The 26,039-nt window shown below is 30.2% G+C and carries 32 protein-coding genes and 1 pseudogene; 14 read left to right on the top strand and 19 right to left on the bottom strand.

Going from position 1 to position 26,039, the window contains the following annotated elements; genetic code table 11:
• Nucleotides 1–288: 288 nt before the first annotated feature.
• From KPL54_RS22310 to KPL54_RS22325, 4 genes are all read right to left on the bottom strand, one after another.
• Nucleotides 289–561 (bottom strand): hypothetical protein, encoded by a 273-nt coding sequence (locus KPL54_RS22310; RefSeq protein ID WP_216108704.1) that lies wholly within the window; start codon nt 559–561, stop codon nt 289–291.
• Nucleotides 562–588: 27 nt separating this feature from the next.
• On the bottom strand, nt 589–1,632 hold the full coding sequence (locus tag KPL54_RS22315; RefSeq protein WP_216108705.1) for a PocR ligand-binding domain-containing protein: 1,044 nt from the start codon (nt 1,630–1,632) through the stop codon (nt 589–591).
• Nucleotides 1,633–2,095: 463 nt separating this feature from the next.
• On the bottom strand, nt 2,096–2,890 hold the full coding sequence (locus KPL54_RS22320; RefSeq protein WP_216108706.1) for a GH12 family glycosyl hydrolase domain-containing protein: 795 nt from the start codon (nt 2,888–2,890) through the stop codon (nt 2,096–2,098).
• Nucleotides 2,891–2,920: 30 nt separating this feature from the next.
• Nucleotides 2,921–3,649, bottom strand: coding sequence for an expansin EXLX1 family cellulose-binding protein (locus KPL54_RS22325; RefSeq protein WP_290444460.1), 729 nt, complete (start codon nt 3,647–3,649; stop codon nt 2,921–2,923).
• A gap of 555 nt (nt 3,650–4,204) precedes the next feature.
• Between KPL54_RS22325 and KPL54_RS22330 the strand changes: the two genes are divergently transcribed.
• From KPL54_RS22330 to KPL54_RS22350, 5 genes are all read left to right on the top strand, one after another.
• On the top strand, nt 4,205–5,071 hold the full coding sequence (locus tag KPL54_RS22330; protein ID WP_216108707.1) for an AraC family transcriptional regulator: 867 nt from the start codon (nt 4,205–4,207) through the stop codon (nt 5,069–5,071).
• A complete protein-coding gene (locus tag KPL54_RS22335; protein WP_216108708.1) occupies nt 5,072–5,530 on the top strand; it encodes a GyrI-like domain-containing protein in 459 nt (152 codons plus the stop codon). It abuts the gene before it with no gap.
• Nucleotide 5,531: 1 nt separating this feature from the next.
• Nucleotides 5,532–6,488 (top strand): ABC transporter ATP-binding protein, encoded by a 957-nt coding sequence (locus KPL54_RS22340; RefSeq protein ID WP_216108709.1) that lies wholly within the window; start codon nt 5,532–5,534, stop codon nt 6,486–6,488.
• The gene (locus KPL54_RS22345) at nt 6,479–7,234 is read left to right on the top strand and encodes an ABC transporter permease (protein ID WP_216108710.1); all 756 of its coding nucleotides are present in this window, start codon (nt 6,479–6,481) and stop codon (nt 7,232–7,234) included. The genes KPL54_RS22340 and KPL54_RS22345 overlap by 10 nt, the downstream gene beginning before the upstream one ends.
• Before the next feature lie 366 nt (nt 7,235–7,600).
• Nucleotides 7,601–8,515 carry a bifunctional helix-turn-helix transcriptional regulator/GNAT family N-acetyltransferase gene (locus KPL54_RS22350; protein ID WP_216108711.1) on the top strand — a complete coding sequence of 305 codons (915 nt, stop codon included), beginning with the start codon at nt 7,601–7,603 and terminating at the stop codon, nt 8,513–8,515.
• Between the two features lie 173 nt (nt 8,516–8,688).
• On the opposite strand, the gene KPL54_RS22355 is transcribed toward KPL54_RS22350, so the two are convergent.
• Nucleotides 8,689–9,003: an AzlD domain-containing protein gene (locus tag KPL54_RS22355; protein WP_216108712.1), complete on the bottom strand. Its 315-nt coding sequence runs from the start codon at nt 9,001–9,003 to the stop codon at nt 8,689–8,691.
• Nucleotides 9,000–9,710: an AzlC family ABC transporter permease gene (locus KPL54_RS22360; protein WP_216108713.1), complete on the bottom strand. Its 711-nt coding sequence runs from the start codon at nt 9,708–9,710 to the stop codon at nt 9,000–9,002. The genes KPL54_RS22355 and KPL54_RS22360 overlap by 4 nt, the downstream gene beginning before the upstream one ends.
• 122 nt (nt 9,711–9,832) lie before the next feature.
• Here KPL54_RS22360 and KPL54_RS22365 point away from each other — a divergent pair, with 122 nt between their 5' ends.
• Together KPL54_RS22365 and KPL54_RS22370 are read left to right on the top strand one after the other, a co-directional pair.
• On the top strand, nt 9,833–10,384 hold the full coding sequence (locus tag KPL54_RS22365; protein WP_216108714.1) for a helix-turn-helix domain-containing protein: 552 nt from the start codon (nt 9,833–9,835) through the stop codon (nt 10,382–10,384).
• Nucleotides 10,385–10,859: 475 nt separating this feature from the next.
• On the top strand, nt 10,860–11,051 hold the full coding sequence (locus tag KPL54_RS22370) for an NUDIX hydrolase (protein WP_216108715.1): 192 nt from the start codon (nt 10,860–10,862) through the stop codon (nt 11,049–11,051).
• A 149-nt stretch (nt 11,052–11,200) separates the two neighbouring features.
• Here KPL54_RS22370 and KPL54_RS22375 read toward each other — a convergent pair whose 3' ends face one another.
• From KPL54_RS22375 to KPL54_RS22385, 3 genes are all read right to left on the bottom strand, one after another.
• Entirely contained in the window at nt 11,201–12,307 is a 1,107-nt protein-coding gene (locus KPL54_RS22375; RefSeq protein ID WP_216108716.1) for an NAD(P)-binding protein, read from the bottom strand.
• A 253-nt stretch (nt 12,308–12,560) separates the two neighbouring features.
• Complete coding sequence (locus KPL54_RS22380) at nt 12,561–13,037, bottom strand: hypothetical protein (protein ID WP_216108717.1); 477 nt, start codon at nt 13,035–13,037, stop codon at nt 12,561–12,563.
• Between the two features lie 169 nt (nt 13,038–13,206).
• Nucleotides 13,207–13,482 carry a hypothetical protein gene (locus KPL54_RS22385; RefSeq protein WP_216108718.1) on the bottom strand — a complete coding sequence of 92 codons (276 nt, stop codon included), beginning with the start codon at nt 13,480–13,482 and terminating at the stop codon, nt 13,207–13,209.
• Between the two features lie 93 nt (nt 13,483–13,575).
• Between KPL54_RS22385 and KPL54_RS26760 the strand changes: the two are divergent.
• Nucleotides 13,576–13,713: pseudogene (locus tag KPL54_RS26760) on the top strand (HTH domain-containing protein); the annotation flags it as partial.
• A gap of 504 nt (nt 13,714–14,217) precedes the next feature.
• Nucleotides 14,218–14,973: a 3-oxoacyl-[acyl-carrier-protein] reductase gene (fabG, locus tag KPL54_RS22390; protein WP_216108719.1), complete on the top strand. Its 756-nt coding sequence runs from the start codon at nt 14,218–14,220 to the stop codon at nt 14,971–14,973.
• A 478-nt stretch (nt 14,974–15,451) separates the two neighbouring features.
• On the opposite strand, the gene KPL54_RS22395 is transcribed toward fabG, so the two are convergent.
• The 3 genes from KPL54_RS22395 to KPL54_RS22405 all read right to left on the bottom strand — a co-directional run bounded on the left by KPL54_RS22395 (nt 15,452) and on the right by KPL54_RS22405 (nt 18,978).
• On the bottom strand, nt 15,452–16,288 hold the full coding sequence (locus KPL54_RS22395; protein WP_216108720.1) for an AraC family transcriptional regulator: 837 nt from the start codon (nt 16,286–16,288) through the stop codon (nt 15,452–15,454).
• An 854-nt stretch (nt 16,289–17,142) separates the two neighbouring features.
• Entirely contained in the window at nt 17,143–18,303 is a 1,161-nt protein-coding gene (locus KPL54_RS22400; protein ID WP_216108721.1) for an ATP-grasp domain-containing protein, read from the bottom strand.
• Between the two features lie 138 nt (nt 18,304–18,441).
• The gene (locus KPL54_RS22405) at nt 18,442–18,978 is read right to left on the bottom strand and encodes a flavodoxin family protein (RefSeq protein WP_216108722.1); all 537 of its coding nucleotides are present in this window, start codon (nt 18,976–18,978) and stop codon (nt 18,442–18,444) included.
• Between the two features lie 114 nt (nt 18,979–19,092).
• Here KPL54_RS22405 and KPL54_RS26280 point away from each other — a divergent pair, with 114 nt between their 5' ends.
• Nucleotides 19,093–19,212, top strand: a complete 120-nt coding sequence (locus tag KPL54_RS26280; protein WP_253203693.1) for a LysR family transcriptional regulator — start codon at nt 19,093–19,095, stop codon at nt 19,210–19,212.
• Between the two features lie 123 nt (nt 19,213–19,335).
• Nucleotides 19,336–19,974, top strand: a complete 639-nt coding sequence (locus KPL54_RS22410; protein WP_253203694.1) for a LysR family transcriptional regulator substrate-binding protein — start codon at nt 19,336–19,338, stop codon at nt 19,972–19,974.
• Here KPL54_RS22410 and KPL54_RS22415 read toward each other — a convergent pair.
• Nucleotides 19,964–20,203, bottom strand: a complete 240-nt coding sequence (locus KPL54_RS22415) for a hypothetical protein (protein WP_216108723.1) — start codon at nt 20,201–20,203, stop codon at nt 19,964–19,966. The genes KPL54_RS22410 and KPL54_RS22415 overlap by 11 nt on opposite strands.
• A 470-nt stretch (nt 20,204–20,673) precedes the next feature.
• Here KPL54_RS22415 and KPL54_RS22420 point away from each other — a divergent pair, with 470 nt between their 5' ends.
• Nucleotides 20,674–20,853 (top strand): sporulation protein Cse60, encoded by a 180-nt coding sequence (locus tag KPL54_RS22420; protein WP_216108724.1) that lies wholly within the window; start codon nt 20,674–20,676, stop codon nt 20,851–20,853.
• Between the two features lie 112 nt (nt 20,854–20,965).
• On the opposite strand, the gene KPL54_RS22425 is transcribed toward KPL54_RS22420, so the two are convergent.
• The 6 genes from KPL54_RS22425 to KPL54_RS22450 form a co-directional block, all read right to left on the bottom strand.
• Nucleotides 20,966–21,169, bottom strand: coding sequence for a helix-turn-helix transcriptional regulator (locus KPL54_RS22425; protein ID WP_216108725.1), 204 nt, complete (start codon nt 21,167–21,169; stop codon nt 20,966–20,968).
• A gap of 114 nt (nt 21,170–21,283) precedes the next feature.
• The gene (locus KPL54_RS22430; protein WP_216108726.1) at nt 21,284–21,700 is read right to left on the bottom strand and encodes a hypothetical protein; all 417 of its coding nucleotides are present in this window, start codon (nt 21,698–21,700) and stop codon (nt 21,284–21,286) included.
• A gap of 133 nt (nt 21,701–21,833) precedes the next feature.
• Complete coding sequence (locus KPL54_RS22435; protein WP_216108727.1) at nt 21,834–22,067, bottom strand: hypothetical protein; 234 nt, start codon at nt 22,065–22,067, stop codon at nt 21,834–21,836.
• A gap of 76 nt (nt 22,068–22,143) precedes the next feature.
• On the bottom strand, nt 22,144–22,581 hold the full coding sequence (locus tag KPL54_RS22440; protein ID WP_216108728.1) for a GNAT family N-acetyltransferase: 438 nt from the start codon (nt 22,579–22,581) through the stop codon (nt 22,144–22,146).
• A gap of 1,057 nt (nt 22,582–23,638) precedes the next feature.
• Complete coding sequence (locus KPL54_RS22445) at nt 23,639–23,983, bottom strand: hypothetical protein (RefSeq protein WP_216108729.1); 345 nt, start codon at nt 23,981–23,983, stop codon at nt 23,639–23,641.
• Nucleotides 23,905–24,141: a hypothetical protein gene (locus KPL54_RS22450; RefSeq protein WP_216108730.1), complete on the bottom strand. Its 237-nt coding sequence runs from the start codon at nt 24,139–24,141 to the stop codon at nt 23,905–23,907. The genes KPL54_RS22445 and KPL54_RS22450 overlap by 79 nt, the downstream gene beginning before the upstream one ends.
• A gap of 378 nt (nt 24,142–24,519) precedes the next feature.
• Between KPL54_RS22450 and KPL54_RS22455 the strand changes: the two genes are divergently transcribed.
• The gene (locus KPL54_RS22455) at nt 24,520–24,975 is read left to right on the top strand and encodes an AraC family transcriptional regulator (RefSeq protein WP_216108731.1); all 456 of its coding nucleotides are present in this window, start codon (nt 24,520–24,522) and stop codon (nt 24,973–24,975) included.
• A 217-nt stretch (nt 24,976–25,192) separates the two neighbouring features.
• Nucleotides 25,193–25,882, top strand: coding sequence for a 5'-methylthioadenosine/S-adenosylhomocysteine nucleosidase family protein (locus KPL54_RS22460; RefSeq protein WP_216108732.1), 690 nt, complete (start codon nt 25,193–25,195; stop codon nt 25,880–25,882).
• Nucleotides 25,883–26,039: the final 157 nt, after the last annotated feature.

Below are 26,039 nucleotides of genomic sequence, written 5' to 3' on the forward strand. Positions count from 1 at the left end.
TTGAAAAAGATGACTCCTGTTCAATACAGAAACCATCTTAGTAATTTAGCATAGTTTTTTTCTAATTGTCCTTGACAAAGGGTACAGATTATAATGGTAGTAAGTTTTTTAAACACAACCATTTTACAAGGAGGTATATTCTAAATGTATAATAATATTTTAGCACGTAGCTTTTGTACTAAAATATAGAAGACAAAAATTTTAAGGATAATTTGTTGTTTATTGATTTTATATAATCATATAGTTAAAATTAGTTAGTAGCCATTTTTTTAAAGAGATTTACTGTTTTTATGGATTGCATACACTACATGCGGTATAACCTTCATTTATTGCTTCGGATTTTTTAATAGAGATTTCACTTCTACGTAAGTATCTACATCCTGCACTATGATATTTTTTCCCGGTTTTAGTTATATAAACCATTTGACTGTTATTTTCACTTGATGATTGTTGAGTAACTGTATTAGCTAGTTTCATTCCAATACTAAATATTAATATACTTCCTATAAGTGTTAGTATTACTGCTTTGTTTCTATATTTACTATGTTTTAATAAAAACAATCAATAAACACTTTATTATGTTAAATGCTAATTATCATTTGCCATTGCATTTAATTCATCAGCTAAAGTTGTAACTTCCATAAGAGTAGAAGTAACCTCTTGAATTGCAGCTGATTGTTGCTCTGTAGTCTCAAGTGTAGCATGAGAAGTTTCAATAGTCTTATCAACAGACTCTTGTATTTTATTTGTAAGATTTAATATTTTTATAGCGGTTTCCTTTGAATTTTGTGATAAAGACCTTATCTCAGTTGCAACTACACCAAAACCCCTACCAGCATCTCCTGCCCTAGCCGCTTCTATAGCAGCATTTAATCCGAGCATCTTTGTTTGATCTGCTATGCTTTTTATGGAATCCAATATTGAATTTATCTCTATAGATAGGTTCTTTACGTTAATAATCTCTTCACTTAAGTTATGTTGGTTATTTGTTACTGTTATAGAAGAAGCACTTAGTTCTTCCATAGTTGCAGATATTTGGCTAAAATTATCTGCAAGAGTTTGAGACATTATACTTAATTTAAGTTTTTCATAGCCAGCCTGTGAAAGTGAATTTGCTACTATTGAGAGCACTTCAGCAGCAGCTATTACATTTTTCTCATGAGTTATGTGGATTTCATTAATTGCCTTTACATAATCGTCTTCATTAACACCGATTTCTTTCGCTGTTTTCCTAAATTCTGCTTCTGATGGAGCTGCAGTAAAAACTTGACCACCTAAAATACTTCCTATATGATAATCACCTACCGATATGGGCGCAGCAAAATCTAATAATCCAGCATGACAAGTATGAATATATGGTTTACCTGTTTTTGTAGCCTCTTCTCCACACTCCTTGTGTGATAATGCACAACGCTCATGGCCTATTTTAGTTGATTGTGTAAAGCTTAAACAGGCCCTTGTATAGGAACTTGGTTTAGTTACAGCAATGCCATCCTTGTCTACAGTAACACTTGACATAGCAAGTGCAGTAGCAAAATTGTCTTGAAATGTTTGCAGTAACTTAATATCAATAACATCTTTGATTTCTAGGACATTTAAATCCAATTCACCATTTGGTAATTTCTTAATCATATAAAACTCCTTCGATATTTAATTTAAATTTTTTTAATTTATAAGCATTCATATTTCTATTTTTATAACAAATAAAAGTTTACTAGTTAATCGTGTAAATTTAGGTGTACGAAATATTTCTTATGTACTCACTCATCCACTTCTAAGTTAAATACAGCTAGTTCACAATATCTCAAATTAATACAATTTATCTCATGGATTTCATCTGAAACCCTTATTTAGTTATTTTTGTCATCGAGATTAAAAATTAAATCTTTAGTTTTTTTGTGTGAATTAATTTATCATCATTTTTTGAAAAGTTAAAAAACATAACAGGAGTAAAAATCTGTTAATTATACCGTTTATCCCTTGAAAATACTTAGATACATTAGTTTATGATTAAGTTTTTTAGTCACCTTGAATACTTATAAAAAAAGCTACAACTGTATAAGTATAACACAGTTGTAGTTTTTCTTTCATTTCTCTAATTAAATATTACAGAAAAAGTATTTGTATTAAAATTATAACCTTTACCACCATTATAACTTGATGTAATTTCATATCCAAATTGTATATTATCGAATACAATATCTCCATACCATTTTGGTGTATTCTTAATCCAATTAGCTATTGCCTTAATATCTAGAGACCCTGAACTAATATTTCCATTAGTTCTTATAAATGAGTAAACCATATTTCCTGTATTATTTGATCCATTGTTTCCTATATATACATTCCATGCATGACCTCCTATAGATACATTTTTATATACTGGAATAGGGCCCGCTGAATCCCACTTATATGAAATTGGATTTACATCACCATATTTATTCATCCATAACATAATTTCATGTTTATTCTTACTAGGATGACTAGGATCATAAGCATTAGGATCAGATAACCATATATCATAGGCAGTTTCCATAGCAGTTCCACTTGTAGGAACTGTAACATTGAAGCTACTTGTAGCTGTCTTTACAGTACTTAACCTTTTGTTTATTGCTTTTTCAACATGGGGATAGGATTTTATTCCTCCCGTATTGGGCTGTGCTGACCATGTTCCCCAATTACTATATGAGTTAGCCCAAATAGTTTGAGGTCCTACTGTATCTTGTGACCATACGTCATTATTGAATGTATATCCACCGTTAGACCATGCCCCATATTTTTGTGATGATGACCATATTGCAGCAGCATTTGCTTTATTATTAGCCCCAAATGCTGTTAACACTGCTGTAAATAATAAAATTGACATTCCAACTTTTATAATTTTTTTCATAATTTTACCCACCCTCATTTAAATTTTAATTTAATCTGGTAGTTGAACATGTCCAGGAATAATATAAGCGGGAGAATCTCCGCTTTTAGGTAAAGCTGATATTGTGTCTGTAACGGATATTCCACGAATATCCGTTATTCTTATCTTAATAGAGCCTGTCCCCATATTCTCACTAAGGAAATGGTTGTATGGCATTTTTCTCATATTAACCCAAGTATTATTCTTTGAAAATTCCATTTTCACAACAGGATATTTATGATTTCTTACTTGAATGGCTGCCCAATATTGACTGCTACCTTCTTTTATACGATAAGAAAACATTCCAGTTATAGGTGCTTTTACTATATGCCAATTGATATTGATTTTTCCAGCAGACATATTACCGATTTTAGCAAAAGAGGTTGGACAAAGATCCAAAGCTCCATTAGCTCCTTCTGGATATAAATCTGTAACATATACAGTAGTTTTTTTCCCATTTGGCCCTTGTACTTCTAAATATGCACCGGCTAAAGCTGCATCGATTCCATTATAGTTAAGGTCAGCAGCGTTTAATGCAGTAATTTCCATAGTAGAAGGAATAGGATCTAGAAGCACTGCCCCACCAGAATATCCAGAACCAGTATATGTAGCATAACCTGAGTGATTGTCATTCCAAGCAGCTGCATAAGTGGAAATTGGTGTAAGTAAAGTACCTGCAACCATTCCTAAAGATAGACATAAAGTAAGAACTTTCATTTTAATTTTTTTAATCTTTTTCATTTTTAAATCCCCCTTTGTTTTATTATATAAATCCTTACATTAGCAAGGGCTTATTCAGTTTTTATAAAAAACCTAAAATATTTATTTTGTATTTAAATACAGGTGTGGCACTAGCTTCTAAATCCTTAATGGTTGTCCATTTGTTAATATTAACTTATACAAAAATACAATAAAATGCAACAGAAAAAGCATGAACAGTCATTTTGGAGTAATAAAAAGAATCTTTAAACCCTTGATATGGTAATTTCACTTCAATCATGGGTAACAGCTATTACAGTGTTTTTGATTAAGTTTATTACATTCATGATCCAATATATATCATATAAATAGATATATTCAAACCTCTAATTAATCAGTTAAATTTAACTAAATGCTTATGTGTACATATATGTAAACATTAATGTTTGTATATTTGTTTCCCTAAATGTAATGCTCCACCTTTCCCCATAGGTAACAAATTCTGTAAAAATTAGTTTACAAATCTGGACATCAAAAGAGAGGCTTTATAATTTACATTGTGCTAAACTTTTATATAAGAAGGGAGGGGGAGTAAAAGTGAAATGGCTGAAACAATTAAGCGAAGTAGTTGATTATATAGAAAATAATTTAACTGGGGTTATTTCCTATGATGAAGTTGCAAAAATTGCTTGCTGCTCCACTTATTATTTTCAAAGAATATTTTCTTACGTTGCAGACATTCCCTTGTCCGAGTATATACGCCGTAGACGTATGACGGCAGCAGCATTTGAATTGCAAACAAGTGATAAGAAAGTGATGGATATCGGTTTAAAATACGGATATGAATCCCCAACATCCTTTAATCGAGCATTTCAAAGTGTTCATGGTGTCGCTCCAACTGTTGCACGTACAAAGGGAACATTATTAACCGCTTATTCACCTATTAGTTTTTCAATTTCAGTTGTAGGAGGAGAGAATATGAATTATAGAATTGAAACAAAAGAAACAATTAGGATTGTTGGTGCTAGAACAGCATTACAAGAGGATATGGATCAAAACCAAAAAATTGTTCCCGTATTTTGGAATAGGATGCTTGAAAGTACGTTATTTTCTGAAATTTGCGGACTTATAGACAAAGAGTCATATGGTATTTTTGGTGTCACTGCCTATACAAATCCACAAAATATCTATTACTATATTGCTGCGCCTACGGATAAACCTATACCTGATGGAATGTTTGAGTTTGAAATACCAGCTGCCACATGGGTAGTCTTTGAATGTAACGGTCATTTTAAGGAATCTGTTCAAACTATATTCAAACGATTTCTTACAGAATGGCTTCCAGTTTCAGGATATGAATATGCGCAGCTTCCTGATATAGAAGTTTATCCTGTTAACAATAAAAGCTCAAAAGGCGGTCATGCAGAAGTATGGATTGCAATTAAGAAAGAGGGTGAAGACTAAATGAATTATCAAATTGAAATTAGAGATATCGAACCTATTAGAGTGGCTTTTATGAAATATAAAGGAGCTGTCACTGAAGCAAATAAAGTATTTCCTAATGTGTTTAAGTCTATTCAAGGCAAATCAAATGCTGCACCATTTATCTACTACTATGTGGTGGATCAAAAATCAAAAGTTGGTGAAATGGAATTATGTGTTCCTACTGCTGAAACACCAAGTGGTAATGGTATTACAGTAAAAGAACTTCCGCGAATAAAAGCTGTTTGTGCTACTCATATCGGTGCTTATGAAACTATGAATTACGCATATGAAGCAATTGAGCGTTATGCACGGGAAAATAGACTAACATTACAGCATCCATTTAGGGAAGTCTATATCAAGGGACCGGGAATGTTTTTGAAAGGCAATCCCAAAAAGTATATTACAGAAATACTATTTCCAATTAAAGAGGTGCAGTAGAATGTCTGCAATTGTAATTGATAAATTAGTTAAACAGTATAAGAACGGCGTCAGAGCTTTAGATGATTTAAGTTTGAAAGTAAACAGTGGAGAAATTTTTTCTTTGCTTGGACCAAATGGTGCTGGAAAGTCTTCACTTATCAACATACTAACAACACTTTACAAGCCTACATCTGGAACTGTAACCATATTAGGTAAAGATCTATGCAAGGACCCCGCTTGGATTCGTACACAGATAGCCTGTGTTTCACAGCGCGTTTCTATTGATGATCATCTATCTCTTATGGAAAATATGATATTTCAAAGCAGGCTCTACAAGGTGGACAATGTTACAGCAAAAAAAAGGATAAACATCCTTATTGACAGTTTTGGACTGTCGAAATATTTGAAATACCCAGTTGCTTCCTATTCCGGCGGAGTAAAGCGTCGATTGGATATTGCAATGAATATGGTATCAATGCCTAAAATACTTTTTTTAGACGAACCAACGGTTGGTATGGACGTTGCTTCCCGAAAATCCATGTGGGAAATCATGCAAAAAATACGGAATGATTTTAAAACAACGATATTTCTGACCACGCATTATCTTGATGAAGCTGATCAACTTAGTGATACAATTTGTATTATGAAAGAAGGTCACGAATTGGTTCAGGAAACTCCTGGAAATCTGAAACAATATATAAGACGAAATATACTCCGCATTGGTTTTTCTGAGAAGAAAAAAGCGGAAGAATGTGCGGATATACTTGCTAAAGAACATATACTTACATCCATAAACGTCCGTGAATGCTCAATTTTTGCGGATGCTGGAGACGATCGAAAAATTTTTGAAAATGTTAACAAGCGGCTTTTGGAAAAGAGTGTTTCTTTTGAGGCGATAGAAATAGTACAGCCCAGCCTTGAAGATGTATTCTTGAAGTTAACTGGGTATGAGGAAGGGGTAAGTAAATGGAGATAATAAATATTTTATGGCGCAATATAAAGTGGCGCTTTCAGAACCCTATTTCAATACTACTTACAATTATACAGCCTCTTATTTGGTTAATATTATACAGTTCAATCGCGGGACAGTCCATGAAGAACATATCAGGCAGCAACTATACTACGTTTATTCTACCTGGTATCATGGTGCTTGTTACACTTGCATGCTGTAGCAGCGGCGGTTATATCAATTTTATTATGAAATCCAATGGTAGCTTCTATAGGATATTGATAGCGCCTGTAAAACGAAGCTCCATTATTCTTGGACAAATGCTGGAAGTCGTTTTAGTTTCATTTATTGAAATAGCCATCATGCTAGTTCTATCTATATTTTTGTCAGTACGTATTGCATCTGGATTGATTGGATTGATTCTGATGTTACCTCTTATTTTTCTTACGGCATTTTTTATGTCGGGGTTATCTTATGCTATTAGTCTGTGTTTGCCCAATGAAGCAATTTATGAAACCATCATGAATCTGATTGTACTTTCCCTCTTCTTTACAAGCACAGCATTATTTCCCATGGACAGTATATCGGGTGGCTTGAAAATTGCAGTAATGATTAACCCTTTCACTCATATTATAAACAGCCTGCGAAGATTGCTTTTAGTAACATCCATTGATTGGCAAAACTTATTGCTTGTGACAGTGGTATTTATCTGTCTTTGCTCAATCAGTTTTGTATTGGCATTTAGGAGACTGAGAAAAGAAACTGTTAATTAGTTAAAGCGGTTTATAAGAGTTAATTCTTCGTTGCACAATGAAATGATAGTTTTTCAGGTGCTTCGGTTAACAACTTCTTTTTTTCATGGAATTAATCCCTGCTTTTTTTGATATAATTGCACGGTTCTTCTACAATACTTAATAGTGGAGCAGAAAATAGAATATTTTTAGTTTTCATTTTATGCCTCAATAAATATTTACTTAATTGTACTATTAATAATGTGAATTAATGTAAAGTAAGCTATATTATTTTGGATTTTAACAAACAAAGATTAAGTTAAAAATAGTTGACTTAGTCCAATATTTATTTTATAATATTTCCATGGACTCAGTCCACTATATTGCAATTGAGGAGAATGTTAAAATATGGATAATCAATTAGATGCTATTAATGAAATTAGAAGTTTCAATCGTTTTTATACAAATGTGTTAGGTTTGCTTAACCAACATATTTTAGATAGTGATTACTCTTTAACAGAAGTAAGAGTTCTGCTTGAGATTAGCAAAACCAAGCAATGTACGGCGAATACTTTAGTTAATCAACTAGAAATTGACCGCAGTTATATGAGCAGAATAATAAAATGTCTGGAGAAAAATGAACTTATTACTAAGGTTCAATCTGAACATGACAATCGGGTGAATTTTATTGCGCTAACCACAAAAGGTAGAGAAATTATAGGCATACTTGGTAAAAAATCAGATGAACAAATTGCAAGTCTTATTAAATATCTAAATCCCAATGAGGTCTCCAATGTTTTAGATGCAATGCTAATTATAAAAAACAGATTTTCAGAAATAATTAATCCTATTACCATTCGAAATTTTGTAGCAGACGATTTGGAGTATATTATTTCTCGTCATCGAATTTTATATGAAGAAGAATATGGATTGTCATCTGTTTTTGGTATTTATGTAGAAAACGGTGTACATTATATGGCACAGCATTTTAATAGCGAAAAAGATTGTATTTTAATACCTGTAATTAATGGAAAAGCTGTTGGAAGTATCGCAATTGTTAATGCAGATAATGAAACTGCTCAATTAAGGTATTTTTTACTTGAACCTAAAACCCGTGGTAGAGGCTTAGGACACAAACTTGTTGACAGGGCATTGGATTTTTGCCGAGAAAAAAAATACAATCATGTGTTTCTTGAAACAATCAGCTTTCTTGAAGTTGCCAGACATATTTATGCAAGTAAAGGTTTTAAAATAACACAATCCCATAAAAATACAACCTGGGGTAAAGATGTTTTAGAGGAACGTTGGGACTTAGATTTATAAATATAGCAACCAGTTACTTGTGCTTTATAATCTCTCCACACTACACCAAATAAAATATGCATAGCAGTATGAGTCGTCATTAACTTATACCTATGCTCCCACTCTATCTTTTAGTCCTCCTAAATATCTTTAATAGAAATTCATTTAAGTGATTAAATTTTTATTATGTATAATTAAAATATAAATCTTAAAACGGCCATTGATATTACACCAACTATTACAGTTAGTAGCAAATTATTCTTTTTAACTGCAACTAAAGCAGTAATAACTGCGGCAATTATTACAGAATTATTCATTGAAAACTTGTTGTTTGAAATCAATAACTCTGAAGCTACAAGGGCAGTTAAAATGGAAATTGGGATATATTTAAAAAATTTAAGTACTCTATCATTTAGATTAATCTTTGAAATTAGCATTACAGGAAGTACCCTAGGCAGTAGAGTTACTGCACATCCTCCCAGGATTATGTACCAAATATTCATATTCATTTTTCAGTTATTCCCCCCATAAAAGCTCCGAATATGGCTGCAATCATAATTCCGGTATTTACAGAAAAAAACTTAATGGAAATTATTAAAGCTAAAACGGATGAAACCATAATAAGTATTGATCTCTTTATTTTAGAATTTTCTTTTACACTGGAAATTAAAAGTCCAATAAACATTGCAATAAGTGCAAAATCAAGTCCAAATTTTTTATAATCATAAATCAAGCTACTAAAATAGGCACCAATAAAAGTTGCTAAAACCCAATTTATATAGGCCGTTAAGTTTATTCCCATCATCCATTTGTAATCAATGGTATCTTTGCTATTTGATTTTGATGAAGCAAGTGCAAAGGTTTCGTCTGTTAAAAGGGCACCTACTGTAAAGTTTTTAAGTAATGAATTATTTTTGAATTTAGGTGCTATGGATGCGCTCATAAGTAAATGTCTAAGATTAACTAAAAAAATTGTTATTATTACACTGGGGACGGTTGCTAGAGATAGTATCATACTAGCAGCAATAAATTGAGAAGAACCAGCATACACAAAAGTGCTCATAGCTACCGTTTCTAAGATTGTCATGCCACAAGATTTACTTACTACTCCACAGGCAAATCCTATACTTAAATATCCAAATAAAGTTGGAATACAGTCTCTAACTCCACTTCGAAAAGAATCTTTGTTTAAATAAGTTTTACTCTGATTAACCACATTATCCCCCCCAAATGTTTTATAACTGCCAAACGTATGTTATAATATACTTATCGTACGTTATATTTTAGCATGCTATAGTTATACAACTGTACGTTATATTTGTCAAGAGGTGAATTATAATGAATTTAAATAACATCATTGCTTCAAATCTCAAGAGACTTAGAACTGATCGAAAACTAAGCTTAAGTAAACTTTCTACGCTTTCAGGTGTAAGCAAGGTCATGATTGGTCAAATTGAACGAGGTCAATCAAATCCAAGTATAAATACTATTTGGAAAATAGCTAATGGGCTTAAAATTCCTTATACCGCACTAATAGATGAACCTGCTAGTAGAACTACGTTAGTAAAAAAAGATAGTACTATAAGGCAGTGCAGTGAAGATGGTAAATACCGAATTTTCTGCTCTTTTTCTACTGAAAGAGAAAGAAATTTTGAACTATTTACTGTTGAACTAGATACCCAAAGTTCCTATACTTCAGACTCTCACGGCGAGAATGAAAAAGAATATATACTGATTTTTGATGGAGAACTTATTTTAGAAACTGATAATAAAAAATATATTTTAAAATCTGGGGACTCCATTGTTTTCGATGCATCTAAAACTCACATATATATAAATAATTCACCTACAATGATTAGAATGGCTGTGATCAATTATTATCCAATATAATTTCCCATTTATAATACTAAAAGCTTTCTACTGTGATTTAAAATAAGTTAATTGAATTAGTTAATACTACTTTTTTATTATTTGTATTTTAGTAATTGTAAAGTTCAGGTTATAGACTTAAAAAGGTTGGATTATATATTGACATAAAAATAAGATTACTGAATTCGCATCTTTCTTATATTACTTTGATCCTGGTTACACGGATGATTGAAACTTACAGGTGATGAATGAGAATGTAATTTCTGAGAATAGAGTATCTTTACAATGATTTAAGGATGTTATATAGTCCCAAAGTGAATGTAACGCAATTGTGTTACATTCATAACATCTTAAACCTGTATTGAGCTATCTTGAATATAATGTAGTTTAGATGCTATGATCAATTTATTATTCAATTAATGGTAAAAACAGTATAATTAACTAAATATTTATGTAAATATTGTACATTAGAAAAATTGTTTTGTAAGCGAAATTTATGAGTACACAAGGTGCATTTTCAATAATCCTCAATAAGAATAAAGATAAAATATTGCTTGTAAAAAGAAAAGACTTTCCAATATGGGACTTACCGGGAGGTAGAATAGAAGCCGGTGAAAATTTTACCGGCTGTGCTATAAGAGAAGCAGTTGAAGAAACAGGCTATGAAATACTTACCTATAAAAAGTAGGTGAATATCACCGACCAATGGTTAATGATATTTAGCATATAAATTTAGTACCTTTTAACGATGGATTAGAAATTTCATCAATACTTAATAGAATATTTTTTATACCTTTTGGATTTTCATTGCCAACATTATAGAAAAAGTATAGAAAATTACTCTTTATAATTATTCCACAACCTCATCATCGGAGTTGATAATTTAAGTAAATCAACACTACTATTATGGTTACAGGCTTTATCAACTAAGCTATCTATGATCTTGTTATCTAAATTTTTAATTTGAAAATCCATTTGTTCATCTGTTAAACTCTCCAGAAATTTTCTAAAAACAAGAGAATGATTGTAATTTTCAAATAAAGGTTTGGCAAGTTTATCATAGGACTCTAACCCACAAATACCAAATGCCGAATATACTCCTGTTAAAATTGATGTATACTGTCCAAATCCCAGACCTGGAGAAATAGCACCAAAACAATTTCCAACGAAATATGTATTATCAATTTTAGCTTTATTACATATTCCCATCATATATCTTGTAACTTCAAAATTATCAGTTATCTTAAGATTTTGGTCTAAACTCTTACATGCGAAATTATTAAATTTTTCCCAAATATCATTTAAATCTAATTTTATATTGTCAGGATAATCAGGATACGCAATAACTAAATTCGCTTCTTTTTCGGAAAAAGGTATCAACCAGCAATATCCTTTTGGTAGTATTTCATAATTAAACCATACATGAGGATTACTTGTTACGAAGTTCCCTTGAACAGTTGCTCCTTTAATAGTACAAGTAAGATTACAATTATAATTTCCCAAATGAGAGGCATAATCTCCATCTCCAGTGGCTAAAACTACATACTCGAAATTTTTACATAACTCTGTATATTCGTAGGTTGAATTAAAATTAATCTTGGATTTAACTTGTTTTTCTAATTGACTTTCATATGAATTTTTATGTCTACCACGTACATTTGTGCATCCAATTTTTCCATTAATAGTACCAATCTCATTTTTAGAATGTATAAATAATTTATCAACATCATCTATTGGTTTTAAATTTATATTATAATTCTCTGATACGTAGGGTATCCAATCTCTAGCCGGTCTATTAAGGATACTGAACATTCCTTCTGCATTAACAAATCTGTCTCCAACACGGTTCCTTTTTTCAAAAATAGTCGGAATAATTCCATTTTTCTCTAATGTTATGGCACAAGTAAGCCCAGATATTCCAGCTCCCATAATAGCAACTTCCATTTTAAACACCACCTTCTTTAACATATAGTGTGTAACTTGATAAAAGGTTCTATACATTATTTAAAAAATGAAAAAGATAGGTTATATAATACGCTATTATTAGCATAATCAATCCAAAGAGATTTGGAATCAGTATATTAGCAGCTTCCTTTTGATGTCATGTTTAAGAATAATGTTGATTTTCCCCATAAAAAGTAAGACAAAACTATACAAACTAAAATTTGGAACAGTTCTCTCTTACTTTTTCTATATTTTAATTGAGTTGAATTTTTAGATTTGAATTAATTACTTTAAATTGGTTACTTACTAATTTTTTATCATTATTTGAATAACCCTTTAAACTCAATCTTATCTTTTTATTATTCATAAGTGTAATTTCTATTAAATTGTCCAATGTAAGCAGCAATTCAGTAATATTTTTAATTTGTTGTAAATCTATTGTATAATATCTCATCAAAAACCATTTTTTAATAGTTATATGGTTGTTATCTATAATTAAATCTGATAATTTATATCTTTTAGTAATAATTATATATAATTGATTTAAAATTAATACAATAAAAGTACCTGCAATAAATAGTCCATACAGTCTTACGTAGATAGAATTTGCTGTAAAATCCCTGATATGACACAGGATTGGAAATATACAAACTGTATAAATTAAATTATTAAATGGTTCAGAAGGTTCTCTTTTAAATGTATATTCTTTATTTTCAGACAAACTAATCACTCTTCTCCCCTATTTACTCTAACATTGGTTCATCAGAAAATTTCTCGTGTTTTGGTTCCTGTACAGCAGTTAAAAATTCTACTGGCATTATAACATCCCCAAAGAATGATGACTATATAATTTTTGTGAAATATAAGGATATTGATGAACTTAAAAATAATGTTCTCCACTACCAAAATAGAAATGGCAGTGGAATTAGAATTACATTAAAAATAATACTTATCTTCCAAAATTTATTAAAACAGATTATTCTTGAAACAATTGCTAAAATAATTGCTATTGGACATATAAAAGGTGTTACCATTACAGCGAAACCTTCTAATCTTTGAAAAGGTGTTATTTTAAAAAGCCAATTTAGTATAAGTATAAGTATAACTGTAGGAATAACTAGAGAAATAATACTAAGTCCATTACTTATATTTGACATTGAAGTTTTATTTTGCATATAGACTCTCCTCTCATAATTAGTATATAAATTATATCATATAAAAACTTTATGTTTGAATATTTTTACAGTTAAAAGCAAAATGAAACTTTAGCAATATATGCGAAACTTGAGTTAGAGGATGTTCAAAATTTTATGGATAATACTAATTCCATTTCCATTGAGAAAAAATGTAAGCTAGCAGTAGCAATTCTATTTTTATATTATTTATTTAAAAGATTACCTAATTAATTCGCGATATATCATATAAATAGATATATTCAAGTCTAAAATTGCTTAGTTAAATTTAACAAAACGCTTAATAACCCATATAAATCAAGGCTTTACTGATCTTGATTTATATGATAACTAGATAAACTATCATTTAGTGTTATTCCTATAATTTATTCGATTTATATTTAATTAAAATGGGTTTTTATCCCTAGTAATACATAAAGCATAACTTAAGATGATAATGGGTGAACAAAGTATACTGAGCCATAATAAAAAGTAATTTTTTTATGCATTGGTCTTAAATTTTATATTATTATATTGTACGGAATATGAATTAAAATACGTCGTAACTATTGGAATGAAAAACACGAACGATGATCTTTGATAATTGAATATTACGGTGTTAAAAAATAATAAAACATGATATAATTACCATTAGGTTAGTTCAAAATGGTAATTTATTAAGAACAAAATAATTTAAAGAAAAATTTAGTGAGTATGTATATAAGCAGGAGGATAAGTATGATTGATTTAGGTTTAACAGATAAAATAGCTTTAATAACAGGAGGTACACGTGGGCTTGGTAGAGCTATCGCAGAGAAATTAGCAGAAGAAAAGGTAAAGGTAATTGTAACTGGTGTAAATGAGGAACGAGCAAAACAAGTAGCAAATGAAATATCATTAGCTTACAACGTTGAAACTTTAGGTTTAAAGCATGATGTGAGTTCCGAAGAATCAACAAAAGAAGTTGTAAAGACTATAGTTGAGAAGTTTAAAAGAATAGATATTTTAGTAAATAATGCAGGGATTACAAGTGATGGTTTAATGATGACAATGAAAAAAGAAAACTGGGATAATGTACTTAGCGTAAATCTTACAGGAGCATTTAACTGTACTAAATTTGTATCTAAACAGATGTTGAAGCAAAAGTCAGGGAGCATAGTAAATATTACAAGTGTTGTAGCAATAACAGGCAACGTGGGACAGGCAAATTATTCTGCTTCTAAGGCTGGACTTATTGGTTTTACAAAAACGGTTGCTAAAGAATTAGCTGAACGAGGGATAACAGTAAATGCCATTGCTCCTGGGTATATTTCAACCGATATGACATCTACACTTTCTGATAAAATAACTGAGGAAATGTTATCTAAAATCCCAATGAAAGCCTATGGCAAACCAGAAGCTGTTGCAAATGCAGTTTTGTTTCTTGTTTCAAACATGTCTCGATATATTACAGGTCAAGTTATTAATGTGGATGGTGGAATGGTAATGTATTAGTGTTCATTAATGATAATAAGTAAACTAAATACTTTTTAAATTAGTTTACAACATTCGTATAAGACGTTGTAGCAATGTAAAAACCCAATAAATTACAATTACCTAAACATAACTAAAAAACCGAATAATTATTGAAAATGCCGTATTATTCAGAAGTGAATTTTACGGCATTTTTAGTGCGCATTTCAAAGATAAGTTGTCACAAGTAACCCACGATTTAATGATGTGTTGGTTTAATATATTTAGATTATATTAATGCTCCGAAAGTAACACAATTACTATTGAGTTACTTTCGGAATATCAATATACACTTAAATAAAGTACCCACATATCATTAAATATGTGGGTACTTGCGACATATAAAACAAAGATACAACAAAAACTAAATCTAAAATTATTCTAAATCAACTTTACAAATTGGAATTTGATGAACTCCGAATTGTGCTCCTTTACGTAGTTATTTTTTCTTAACAGGAATCTAAATTTCACTGTAGTAGTTCTCATCTTGATTACCTTGCGGATAATCAGCCGTATTGGTGTACATTTCTATATTATAACCTGCTGCAATTTTATAATCACTGCAATTAGGCAGCCATTCTGAGAAGATTTTTCTGTTCACCTCTTGCAGAGTTTTCGGCATTGCGCCTTTGCAAGCAAAAACAGCCCACGTGTGCTTAGGAATAATCTTTGTAACAAAACCATTAGATATTTCTATGGACGGATTATAATTGTCTGCAATTAAATATTCAAACTCATCTGAACCCATGCTCTCATCTATGCTTACTCCGTACATTCCGCATACAAATTTCCCTTTTCCTGTTTGATAATGATCTATCCAAAACTGTGGAATTTCTGTAGTTGCACTATCATATTTAAATACCTTTGATACGCCTATGACAGTAAACGAATCTTTTTTAACAATTTTGTAATCCATAATATAACCGCCTTCCAATGAAAATTTGATTTTCAGCGGAGCAAATGATTTAATCATTGCTCCATCTTTTCGAACAGCAGTAGGTGTGACACCATGGAATCGAGTAAAAGCTTTTGTGAAACTATCTGGTGAGGCATAGCCATATTTTAGTGCAATATCAATGATTTTTTCATCAGTAGAAACAAGCTCACTGCCGGCAATGGTAAGCCTGCGTTGTCTGATGTACTCTCCGACCGTAAAACCACAAAGCATTGCAAAGCCTTTTTGGAAATAGAACGGAGACATAAGTACTTTTTTTGCAACATTTTTTATTGCGATTTCTTCAGTGATATTCTCCTCAATATAGTTGATAGCTTCACCGATTTCTTCAATCCACCCCATAATCATCCCCCCTGTCTGTAAATTATCTTATCTCTTTTCAAGCGGTTGTTCCCGACTTTTTGTGTTATGTTTTGTCTTATCTGAAAGATTATTCAATAATACCATATTTACAATTCTTTTTAAATTCCTGATAGCCTCAAAGTGAATGTAACTCAATTGTGTTACTTTAACTTTGGTTTTCATCATTAGGTTAGTAGGTAGTTTACGAATATTATGATTTTATTATATTGCTTATAAGCTTATTTATACTTAATAAAGATTAGCTTTTAGCAGCCTAATACCTTCCTCATAATCTTCCAATCCTGTTAAAACGTTTAATGCAGAATCATCTATATATGATTGGTACATTTTCTTTCTTACGGATTTTTGGCCTTCTGTAGCTACCTCTAATTGAACATCATTTGAATACTGGCAATAGCAAATAGAGCCTTGGACATATATTTAGCATCTTTGCTTGTTACAATTTGGTCTAATAATTTAAGCGCACATTCCATTCTTGATTCAAAGAGTTTCTCGGACTTATCTGCGTACATCATTGAATATATTTGTATAAGTTCAGCAATTGAATTCTCATTGTTTTTTTAATAAAGTTAGTGTTATATCAACTTAAAGTTCGTTTATTCTATAGTAAGGTCGTGTAAGTGATTCATATAGCCAGAGTCCGCGTATCGGATAAATAATGAACTTTCTAGGTTATGTTTTAATGCTTTGTTTTGATAATAGTTCTGTAACTGGAAATAATTTATAAACGACTATTTTTAAGGCTTTTATTTAAGTACCTAAAACAACCGTTTATGCTATTATATGTTAATAAATAATATTTGAAGATTATGAAATATCAATTTGCTAGTATATTAATAAATGTATTGCCTTAAGTCTAATTTCAGAATTTTATCAACTTCATTTGAATTGCACTCAACACTAATGAACGAAAAGGCAAATACCGGATATTGATTATAGTCGATTTTTCTAAATTCCAATATGTTACTAAAATTTGATAAATACGCATCATAATTGATTTTCTTAATCTCTTTAAAATTAATATCTTCTGGAATATCGCCAACAACAATACAATAAAGTTTATTATCATCGGTCTTCAATATTTGATTCCAGTCAGGTTTTTTCTGATGAAAATAATTCTCGTATACATTAATTCCATAGGCATGATATGCAATATCCGTTGTACACCACCCTGCAAACCGCATAGGATTTACTTCTATGGGTATCACATTTCCACTTTTATCAATTCTAACTTCCATATGTACTGGAAAATTAGATATTCCAGTTGCTTTTCCTATTGACATCAATACATTACTAAACGCATTTAAATACTTTTTTATAATTTTTTTTGATGTAAAATATATTCTGTCACTAACATCTCCATTTGATGAAAAAGGATGCTCTAATATGTTAAGAATTACAGGGTCGCCATTGCTATCATAATAAGCATCAATGGCATATTCTGGGCCTTCAATATACTCTTCAATAATAAACTTTGAAGAATTCATAACTTCAGTCGGATATAGTCCCTTGATTTTGTCCATTTCATTTCGAATTAGACTTATAATAGCTTCCCATTCATTATCTTCGTTCACCTTATGTACTCCCATGCTAAAAAATCCAACTGTAGGCTTGATAATAAAAGGTTTTTCAATTTCGGTCGTATCAAATTTTGATAGTTGTTCGTATGAAACTTCTTTGAATAAGAAATGAGGATAAATATCTTTAACTAACTTACGAAATGACACTTTATCCTTGAACATCTCAATTGCGCTAGGAATTTCGGTGTATTTTAGATTTTTATTTATCCATTGAAAGGAATTTTCAGAATTACAGTAAAGTAATAAGGGTGATTTTGTTTTAGCTATATTCATAAACTCATTTTCATTTACAGTTTTTAAACCTGTTAATGATGTCAATTCCCTGACATTGGAGCAGTCTAATACAGGAATGCCCATATCACGTGCGGTTTCTAGCAAGAATGTTGAAACATAAGGTTCGTCTAAAATTATCATAAAATATAACCCCCATCTTAAGCATAGTTTTTGCAAAAAAAATATTTCACCTTTTTGAATTTGGGTCGTATAACGAAAGTAATGACAATAACATCAGTTGGATTCTATCAAGAAGAAATCTGGTGTTGACCAATTTAGTTATATGATAGATTTCCCAAGTTCAAATGCATCAATTAGTATTTGGGAATTTTCGATGTCATTAAGGTTTTCGAAGCCTTTAGCAGAGATAATTCCAATATTTTGGAAACCAAGATATTCACATAATTGTTGATAAGCATTAATCATACAGTCTGAAACAAATACGTCTTTTTTCCCGGAAACAGATAATAAAATTGTGCTTTGAATCTTTCTTCCTATTGCACTTTCGGCATAAGTTCGGTCAATGACAGTCTTGAGCTGCGCACTGAAGCCTAAGTAATAGACCGGTGAACAAAGTACAAGGATATCATTATTTTGTAATGCAGTAATAATTTCCTGCATGTTATCCTGGATAGCGCATTCACCATTATGATCTTGACAGTAGTTGCAGTTACAGCATGGGGCAATTTTCTTATTAGCTAATGTAATTTTGCTAATTTTGTTATGTAGTGCTGCTCCTTTTATAAAAGTATCAGCAAGCTTTTCAGAATTTCCATGTCTACGTCCACTTCCGCAGAGAATTAATATTTTTTTCATATGTTAAAGCTCCTTTCATATTGTTGTTTTATTAATTAAATGTTATCATGTTAATTAGTATTTGTAAAATTGATATAATCGAAAGAACACATCAAAATTAATGATGAGGTGTACATGGAAAATAAGAATCTTTATACGTTTAAAAGAGTATGTGAATTGAATAGTATTACAAAAGCTGCGGGGCAGCTTGGATATGCGCAGTCAACAGTTACTACACAGGTTAAGCTATTATAAAATGAACTTGGAATAAAATTATTTGAACGGTATGGAAATACAATTCGTATTACAGATGCGGGCGAAAAATTATTAGAGTATAGCAATGAAATTTTTAGAATTACAGACAGATTTTTGGATGCTATGCATGAAGAAAAGGAAACATCAGGTTCACTAAGGATTGCAGCAGTAGATTCTGTCTGTATGACAGTTTTGCCGAGTATTTTAAATCGTTTTATTCAAAAGTATCCTAAAGTAAATATTAAAATCATATCAGGTGTTGCTGATGAATTGAAGCATTATCTCGCAAGTGGACAGGCTGACATTGCATTTGTATTGGATTTTAATAAACCATCGGATGAATTGTATTTGTTACTAGAAAAGACAATAAAACTTGACTTTTACATAGCAGCAAATTCGCCACTGGTATCTACAGGTATATTCCTGGAGGATTTAAAGAAACAGAAATTCATTTTGACAGAACCAAATTGTCAATATCGGAAAAGAGTAGAAGCATTTTTCGAAAAAAATGGAATTGAACCGGACATATTAATGGAGAGCTCCTCAACAGAAGCGATTATTAAAATCGTTGCGAATGGGCTTGGAATAACATATCTGCCTGGACTAGTAGCAAATGAAGATCAAAGAATAAAGCGACTATATTTAAAGGATAAGGATAAGGAAAATGAAGAGAAGCTGATGCTACAGTTACTTATGCATAAGAATAAATGGAAAAGTACAATAATAAATGAGTTTATCAGAATATGTGAGGTTACTTTTTAATATATAGCTTGCAAAGATTGTAGTCACCTGAATGTAACCCCACATTAAATAAGCTTTGTAGTTTACGAATAGCATCTATATATATTTGTGCATTTTCATAGTTTTCAGTACTAATAGATATATTCGCTATGGTAGCAAGCATTGAAGTGCTTTGAATTATATGTGATAAAAGCATATTTTCACATTGGACTTTAGCTTCATCATTTTTGCCTTGACGTTGCAATAGCATTGGGTAAATTGTCATAGGATCTATAGATGATTTTATTATAAGTTAGTTCAAAAATCTATACAATGGAGGCTAAATCATAATAAGGTTAATAAAAATTGAATGCTATTCAATACAGGAGCACATCAAACATTAAGGAATATATCAATAATTATCATTGTTTTTTTAATAAAGTTCATGTTATATCAACTTAAAGTTCGTTTATTTTATATTAAGGTCATGTAAGCTAGTCATATAACCAGAGTCCGCGTATCGGATAAAACACGAACTTTCTAAAAAGATTAAATGTGAGATGGCTATATATTGTTTTTATTTTTATTCTTGCTTTTCATAATACAAACAAATAAAATACTAATTGAAATAACCGCTATCGTACTTAAAAACCTTATTTTTTCTGTTAACTGCTTATAATATTATGGTATTATATATAATTAAGTCTTATTTGTACGATATTATAATAGGGGGGAATAATTTTGAAACAAGTAAAAATATTTTCAAATGAAAGTTTTTTAAATTTAGAAGAAGAAGTAAATGATTTTATAAAAAGTAAGGATACACAAATTTATGACATACAGTATAGTACAACTAGCGTTCGTTTTTTTATTTCAATGACAGCCCAATATTCGGCTATGATTGTTTATGAAGAAAAATAATTAACTAAAAAGAAGGGTGGAGTTTAAGTCTGTTCTATGGCTATTAAAATAAATATACCTATCCAAGTTTTCTTACTTTCGATTCTTATAATTCATCACCCCCATTTTAAGATCAATCTTCAAATTCAAATAACTCTTCTACAGTTGTGTGAAATACTTTTGAAATATCCATTGCCAGTTTAAGCGATGGATTATATTTCCCATTTTCAAGGTGAACAATGGTTTCTCTCCGTACACCAATTAAGTTGGCTAACTCACTCTGTTTTATATTCATGTTTTCTCTATACTCTTTAACTTTTGTTTTCAATTTTGGCATATTACTACATCCCTTCGCTATCAATTACACAGAAAATGATTACTCGTGTAACAGATAATATCACTATAATGCTTTCTCTCTATATTCTTTAATGTTTGTATTTATAACTGACCCTTATTTATAAATCCCCTTTCTATCATAATATATAAAGGATAATAATCTTATTATAGTGAATATAAATAGGATTAACAGTAAACAGATTCCCATTGTAACTTTTGAAATAATAAAATCTTTATTATATGGAGATATAAGTAGGACGCTTAATATACCAATTGAAATCACTAAGAAATTCATACCAATCTTATTTACTTTAGATAATATATTAATTACTAATTCATCAGTTATACCACTTAATTTTTTTCCATTCAACATAATTATGGTCCACATTATAGCCCAACTGACACTTGGAATATTTATGCAATTGTCAGAATCGATTAGATTTAATTTGCTCAGTAATATAGTAATTAATAAATATAATACTGTCACAATGTGCATAGTAAGTTCTAATTTAATATTCATTTTTCGCTTCATAAAATAAACCTCCCTAAAGTTATATATTTATAACTTGTATGTTATAAATATATAACTTTAGGAATGCTTTGTCAATATATAAGTCTAGCATTCCCTCTTAGAAATTTTGCACTTACTAACACTAAATTTGTATTCACATAAGACTTTCGATTAGTTCAGATTTTATGAAAGATGCTTTTTCAAATTCATAAGTCATACTTTCTCCTCTTGAAATTCCAGGTTGATTTGTAAATGCAAATACCTTTATATTTAAACTTTTTATAAGTTTCATTGCTTGATCTGTAAATGGATATGATTTAAACTCACCAGGGTAAGTTATTGAACAATCACCTCCAATAGTTAATACAGTCCCTATAGTGTCTTTCATCTTTGTTACCACCTCTGTGAAAAATATAAGCATGGCTTTGTCGAAAATGCTTACACTAACTCACTATTAAATTATATTATAAATATTTTTTAAAGCCTTTTACAACATCATTAGCATATCCTATTGATTCATAAAATTTATGAGAATCTTTTCTTCTAAAAGCCGAAACAAGCATAGTAAAGTAACAGTTTTTCATCCGAGCAAACTCTTCAATGAAACTCATTAGTAACTTTCCAATTCCCATTCCCCGACAACTGCTTTTTACAATCACATTTTCAATAATTATATATGGTCTACAATCTCCACCAAGGTCTTTGCAAATAATTCCAAGCAATGAACCAACTAATTTCCCGTTATCATCTTTTGCTCCAACTAATAAATAATCTTTATCTGAATTAATCAAATCAAAGCTCTGATTAAATTTTTCCGAATTCGTTTTTCTTTCTAATAATTCTTCATATAAATTTGCCAAATCACCTAAATCATCATATATTATTTTCTTTATAGTAATCATCGTTACCCCCTATTATTTCCTTAATTTCAATTGTAAAAGAATATTTTACAAGTTCGTCATATCCAAGTTATTCATTTCCACAGAACTTATCAATTAAGTATTCATTTTTTTAACTTCTTATTATAAACATTAGGTGCATTTACTACATTTCCTTCACTACCTTTAATGAAAACTATACCATAAAACACTAATTTTACAAATTTTTATCATTCCAAATATAATTTATTACTGATGTTTCATTTTTTTCAAGCTTTTGTACCCTAATAACCTTCTAGAGCAATGCATGAGATGTTCCCAAGTTAATTTTCTATTGAGATTTTCACAATAAAAGAGTATACCGTAAACAATACATAGTAAACATAAATAAACACACTATTATTACTACATTTACACATAATTAATTGTAAATATTATTTAAATATAAGGAGGCCATACATTGGAAGATAATAACAATCATTTCTCTGTAAGAATGGAAGCAGATGACAAAAAGAAGCTCATGGAACTCATTCAAGGAAGTGGCAAAAGTAGTAAAGATTTAAGGAAGTAACTCGAGTTTCCGATCAATTAGAATTCGAAAAAGAAAGAACACTCCTGGAGCAAGAGAAGTTATTTAACAAAGAAAAGCAGGAGCAACAGGCAGAATCCTATGAAAAGGTATTAGAATACCAGAAGCAGGCTGAGAAGTTAATAAGAAGAATGCAAACACAGCAACAAGATCAAGATACAAAACAGATATAAAAATAAAATCCAGTATGAGTAATTAGAATAAGACCAAGTAGAGTATAGAGCGTGTTTTCTGCCCTATATGAAATGCAGTAGTACATTTACCCAAGGCAAATCGACCTCAATGTAATGGTTTAAATATTCTTAGCATCATATATGTATTATAGAGGGGGTTAATCTCTAATAATAAATAAATCTTTTTAGCTCTATCGAATATATAATTCTTTGCTTTTAAAGTTTTTCTTAAAGTTTTATCACTCATGCCAATTTCTTTAACAATATTTATTAAAGTCACTCCAGGAACAGTTTTGTTTTATAAATGTCTCAGGATCTTTTAGTTATATTTATTTAATTCTGTTTCAAATTTATTACATACATTCACAAGGCTTTCATAAACCGTTTGATCTACGCCGGGACAATGATTATATCTTTCTATATAATCTTTCATATTGCCCATTAAGTTTAAATAACCATTTAAATCATTTGGCATATTTTCTTTATTTGAATTTAAAACACTCATACAGTCAGAACTAAACCAACGCATAGCATCTTTTTCTTTTTCAGTAGCATTTGCCCATTGTTCTCTCCATTCTTTACGAACTATTCCAGGAGCTGTTGCCGGAGGAAATGATACTCTGTTTTTTTGAGCATCTTCAAAAGAGTAAGCTGAATTAAGCATATGACTTTTGTGTACGTTTCATAATCTTTTTTATCTTCTTCCTCAGTAATTTTTTTATCGGCAAGTTCAATATCTAAATTAATTTTTTCATTTCTATTATCTTTCAAATATTTATTTGTATAATTTCTTGATTGAGCCTGATTAATCGTTAAATTCATTATAGATCTCCTCCATTTGTATATAATAAGAAACCACGTTATTTTCACCATAAAAATTTTTGTACTTTATATTTTGTAAGTTTTCAAAAAAATCCGAATTATCACTGTATCTATAAATCTCGCTATAGCTAATATCCTTCCGTTTTTCATCATATCTGTTTTTTGCATAAGCTATACTTTCATTAATTTTGGCGACTATATCTTCATTTAGATTGGAAAAAGAAGACGTTAATGAAGACTTTCTGAAACATGTTTCTCCACTTGGATGGGAACATATAAGTAGTAATTTAGTGATTTTAAAAAATGTCTTGTTTTCTATTTTAAAGCATTATATGATGTTTATAGACATCGATGTACTTTATAAAGAAAGGAAGAATTATGAATATAGAAATTGAAAAAACTTCATTTTATAGAATTGCTTATATAAGGCAGATTGGATCTTATGGGCAGAATAATATTAAAGTAATGGAAAAATTAAAGAAATGGGCTAAGTCTAATGGACTGCTTAATGAGCAATCTATCATACTAGGAATTGCCCATGATAACCCTAAAATAGTAGAACCTGAAAATTGTCGTTATGACACAGGTATCGTTATTTCAAATGATTATTGCATTAGTGATGATTATATTAGTGATGGTAACATTGTTGGAGGAAAATATGCAGTTTTTAAAATAAGACATACAGCTGAAGAAGTTCAAAAAGCGTGGCTTGCAATTTTTCCGGAATTATTCAAGAAAGGCTATCAACTGGATAAGGCAAGAGCTATTCTTGAAAGGTATAAAATTGAAATGGTTAAAAACCATTTTTGTGAAATTTGTGTACCAATTCACTAAAGTTTAGTTTTAATAAATTAGAATTTAATAAAATACGTAGTCTTACGCATTAGTTGTGTCCCCTTCTTCATACTTTACAGCATAACAGCCACAAAATAGTAGTTCCGTTTTTGATTTATAGTTCATCAAAAATGTTATAATATTCCTAAATAGTTAGGTCGTAATCGTAAATTATTGTTGTGCGACGTAAAAAAATGTAAGGTAGGAGGGGAAAAGATTGATATGTATTCAGGTATGTTCCAAAAGAGAATGGTGGGCATTAAAAGATATTTTAAATATTAATCAAGATTTAATAAGTTTTACACCTTATGGTGAATATACGTCTAAAAGTATTGCAGGAAAGGAGTGCCTTTTCTATCATAGTGGTGCAACTAAAACAAAGTCATCAGGTGCTTGTCAATATGCAATAGATAAATGGAAACCACAGTTCATCTTTGTTTTAGGAACGTGTGGAGGAGTTTTAGATACTCTAAATCCATTAGATATTGTAATTGCTAATAAAACAGTTCAGTATGATTGTATTATTAGGATGGATAAAAAAAGTCCTATTTTTTTTGAAGGTTTTATTGAAGCGATAGATAATTCGTGGATAGATTTTGAAAGGTTATCACTAAATATTTTTGAAGGCTTAATTGCTACTGCTGATCAAGATTTAGGAAAGGAGCAGATGGACAATCTATGTAGTGAAAATGTATTATGTGCAGATTGGGAATCAGGAGCAATATCTCATATTTGTAAATTAAATAAAACTAAATGCTGTATTTTAAGAGGAATAACTGATATTCCAAGAAAAGATGATATTAATTCAGATACAAAGCAAGGAATAGATTATAAAATAAATACTCCTTTAATAATGGAGAAATTAATCAATACGCTATTACCAGAACTTATACAACAACTACATTAAATCCAATACTCATTCACAATCTTCATATATTGTTCACTAACTACTAAAAATGATAATGGAAACAAGATAAGCCACATATTGGAATTAATATCCAGCATGTGGCTCATTTTTACATGTATGTCAGCTGTACCCGGTTTATCTTTCTATTTTTTTATGC

Origin of the sequence: Clostridium estertheticum (assembly GCF_018861295.1) — a bacterium.
Classification (GTDB): Bacteria; Bacillota; Clostridia; order Clostridiales; family Clostridiaceae; genus Clostridium_AD; species Clostridium_AD estertheticum_D.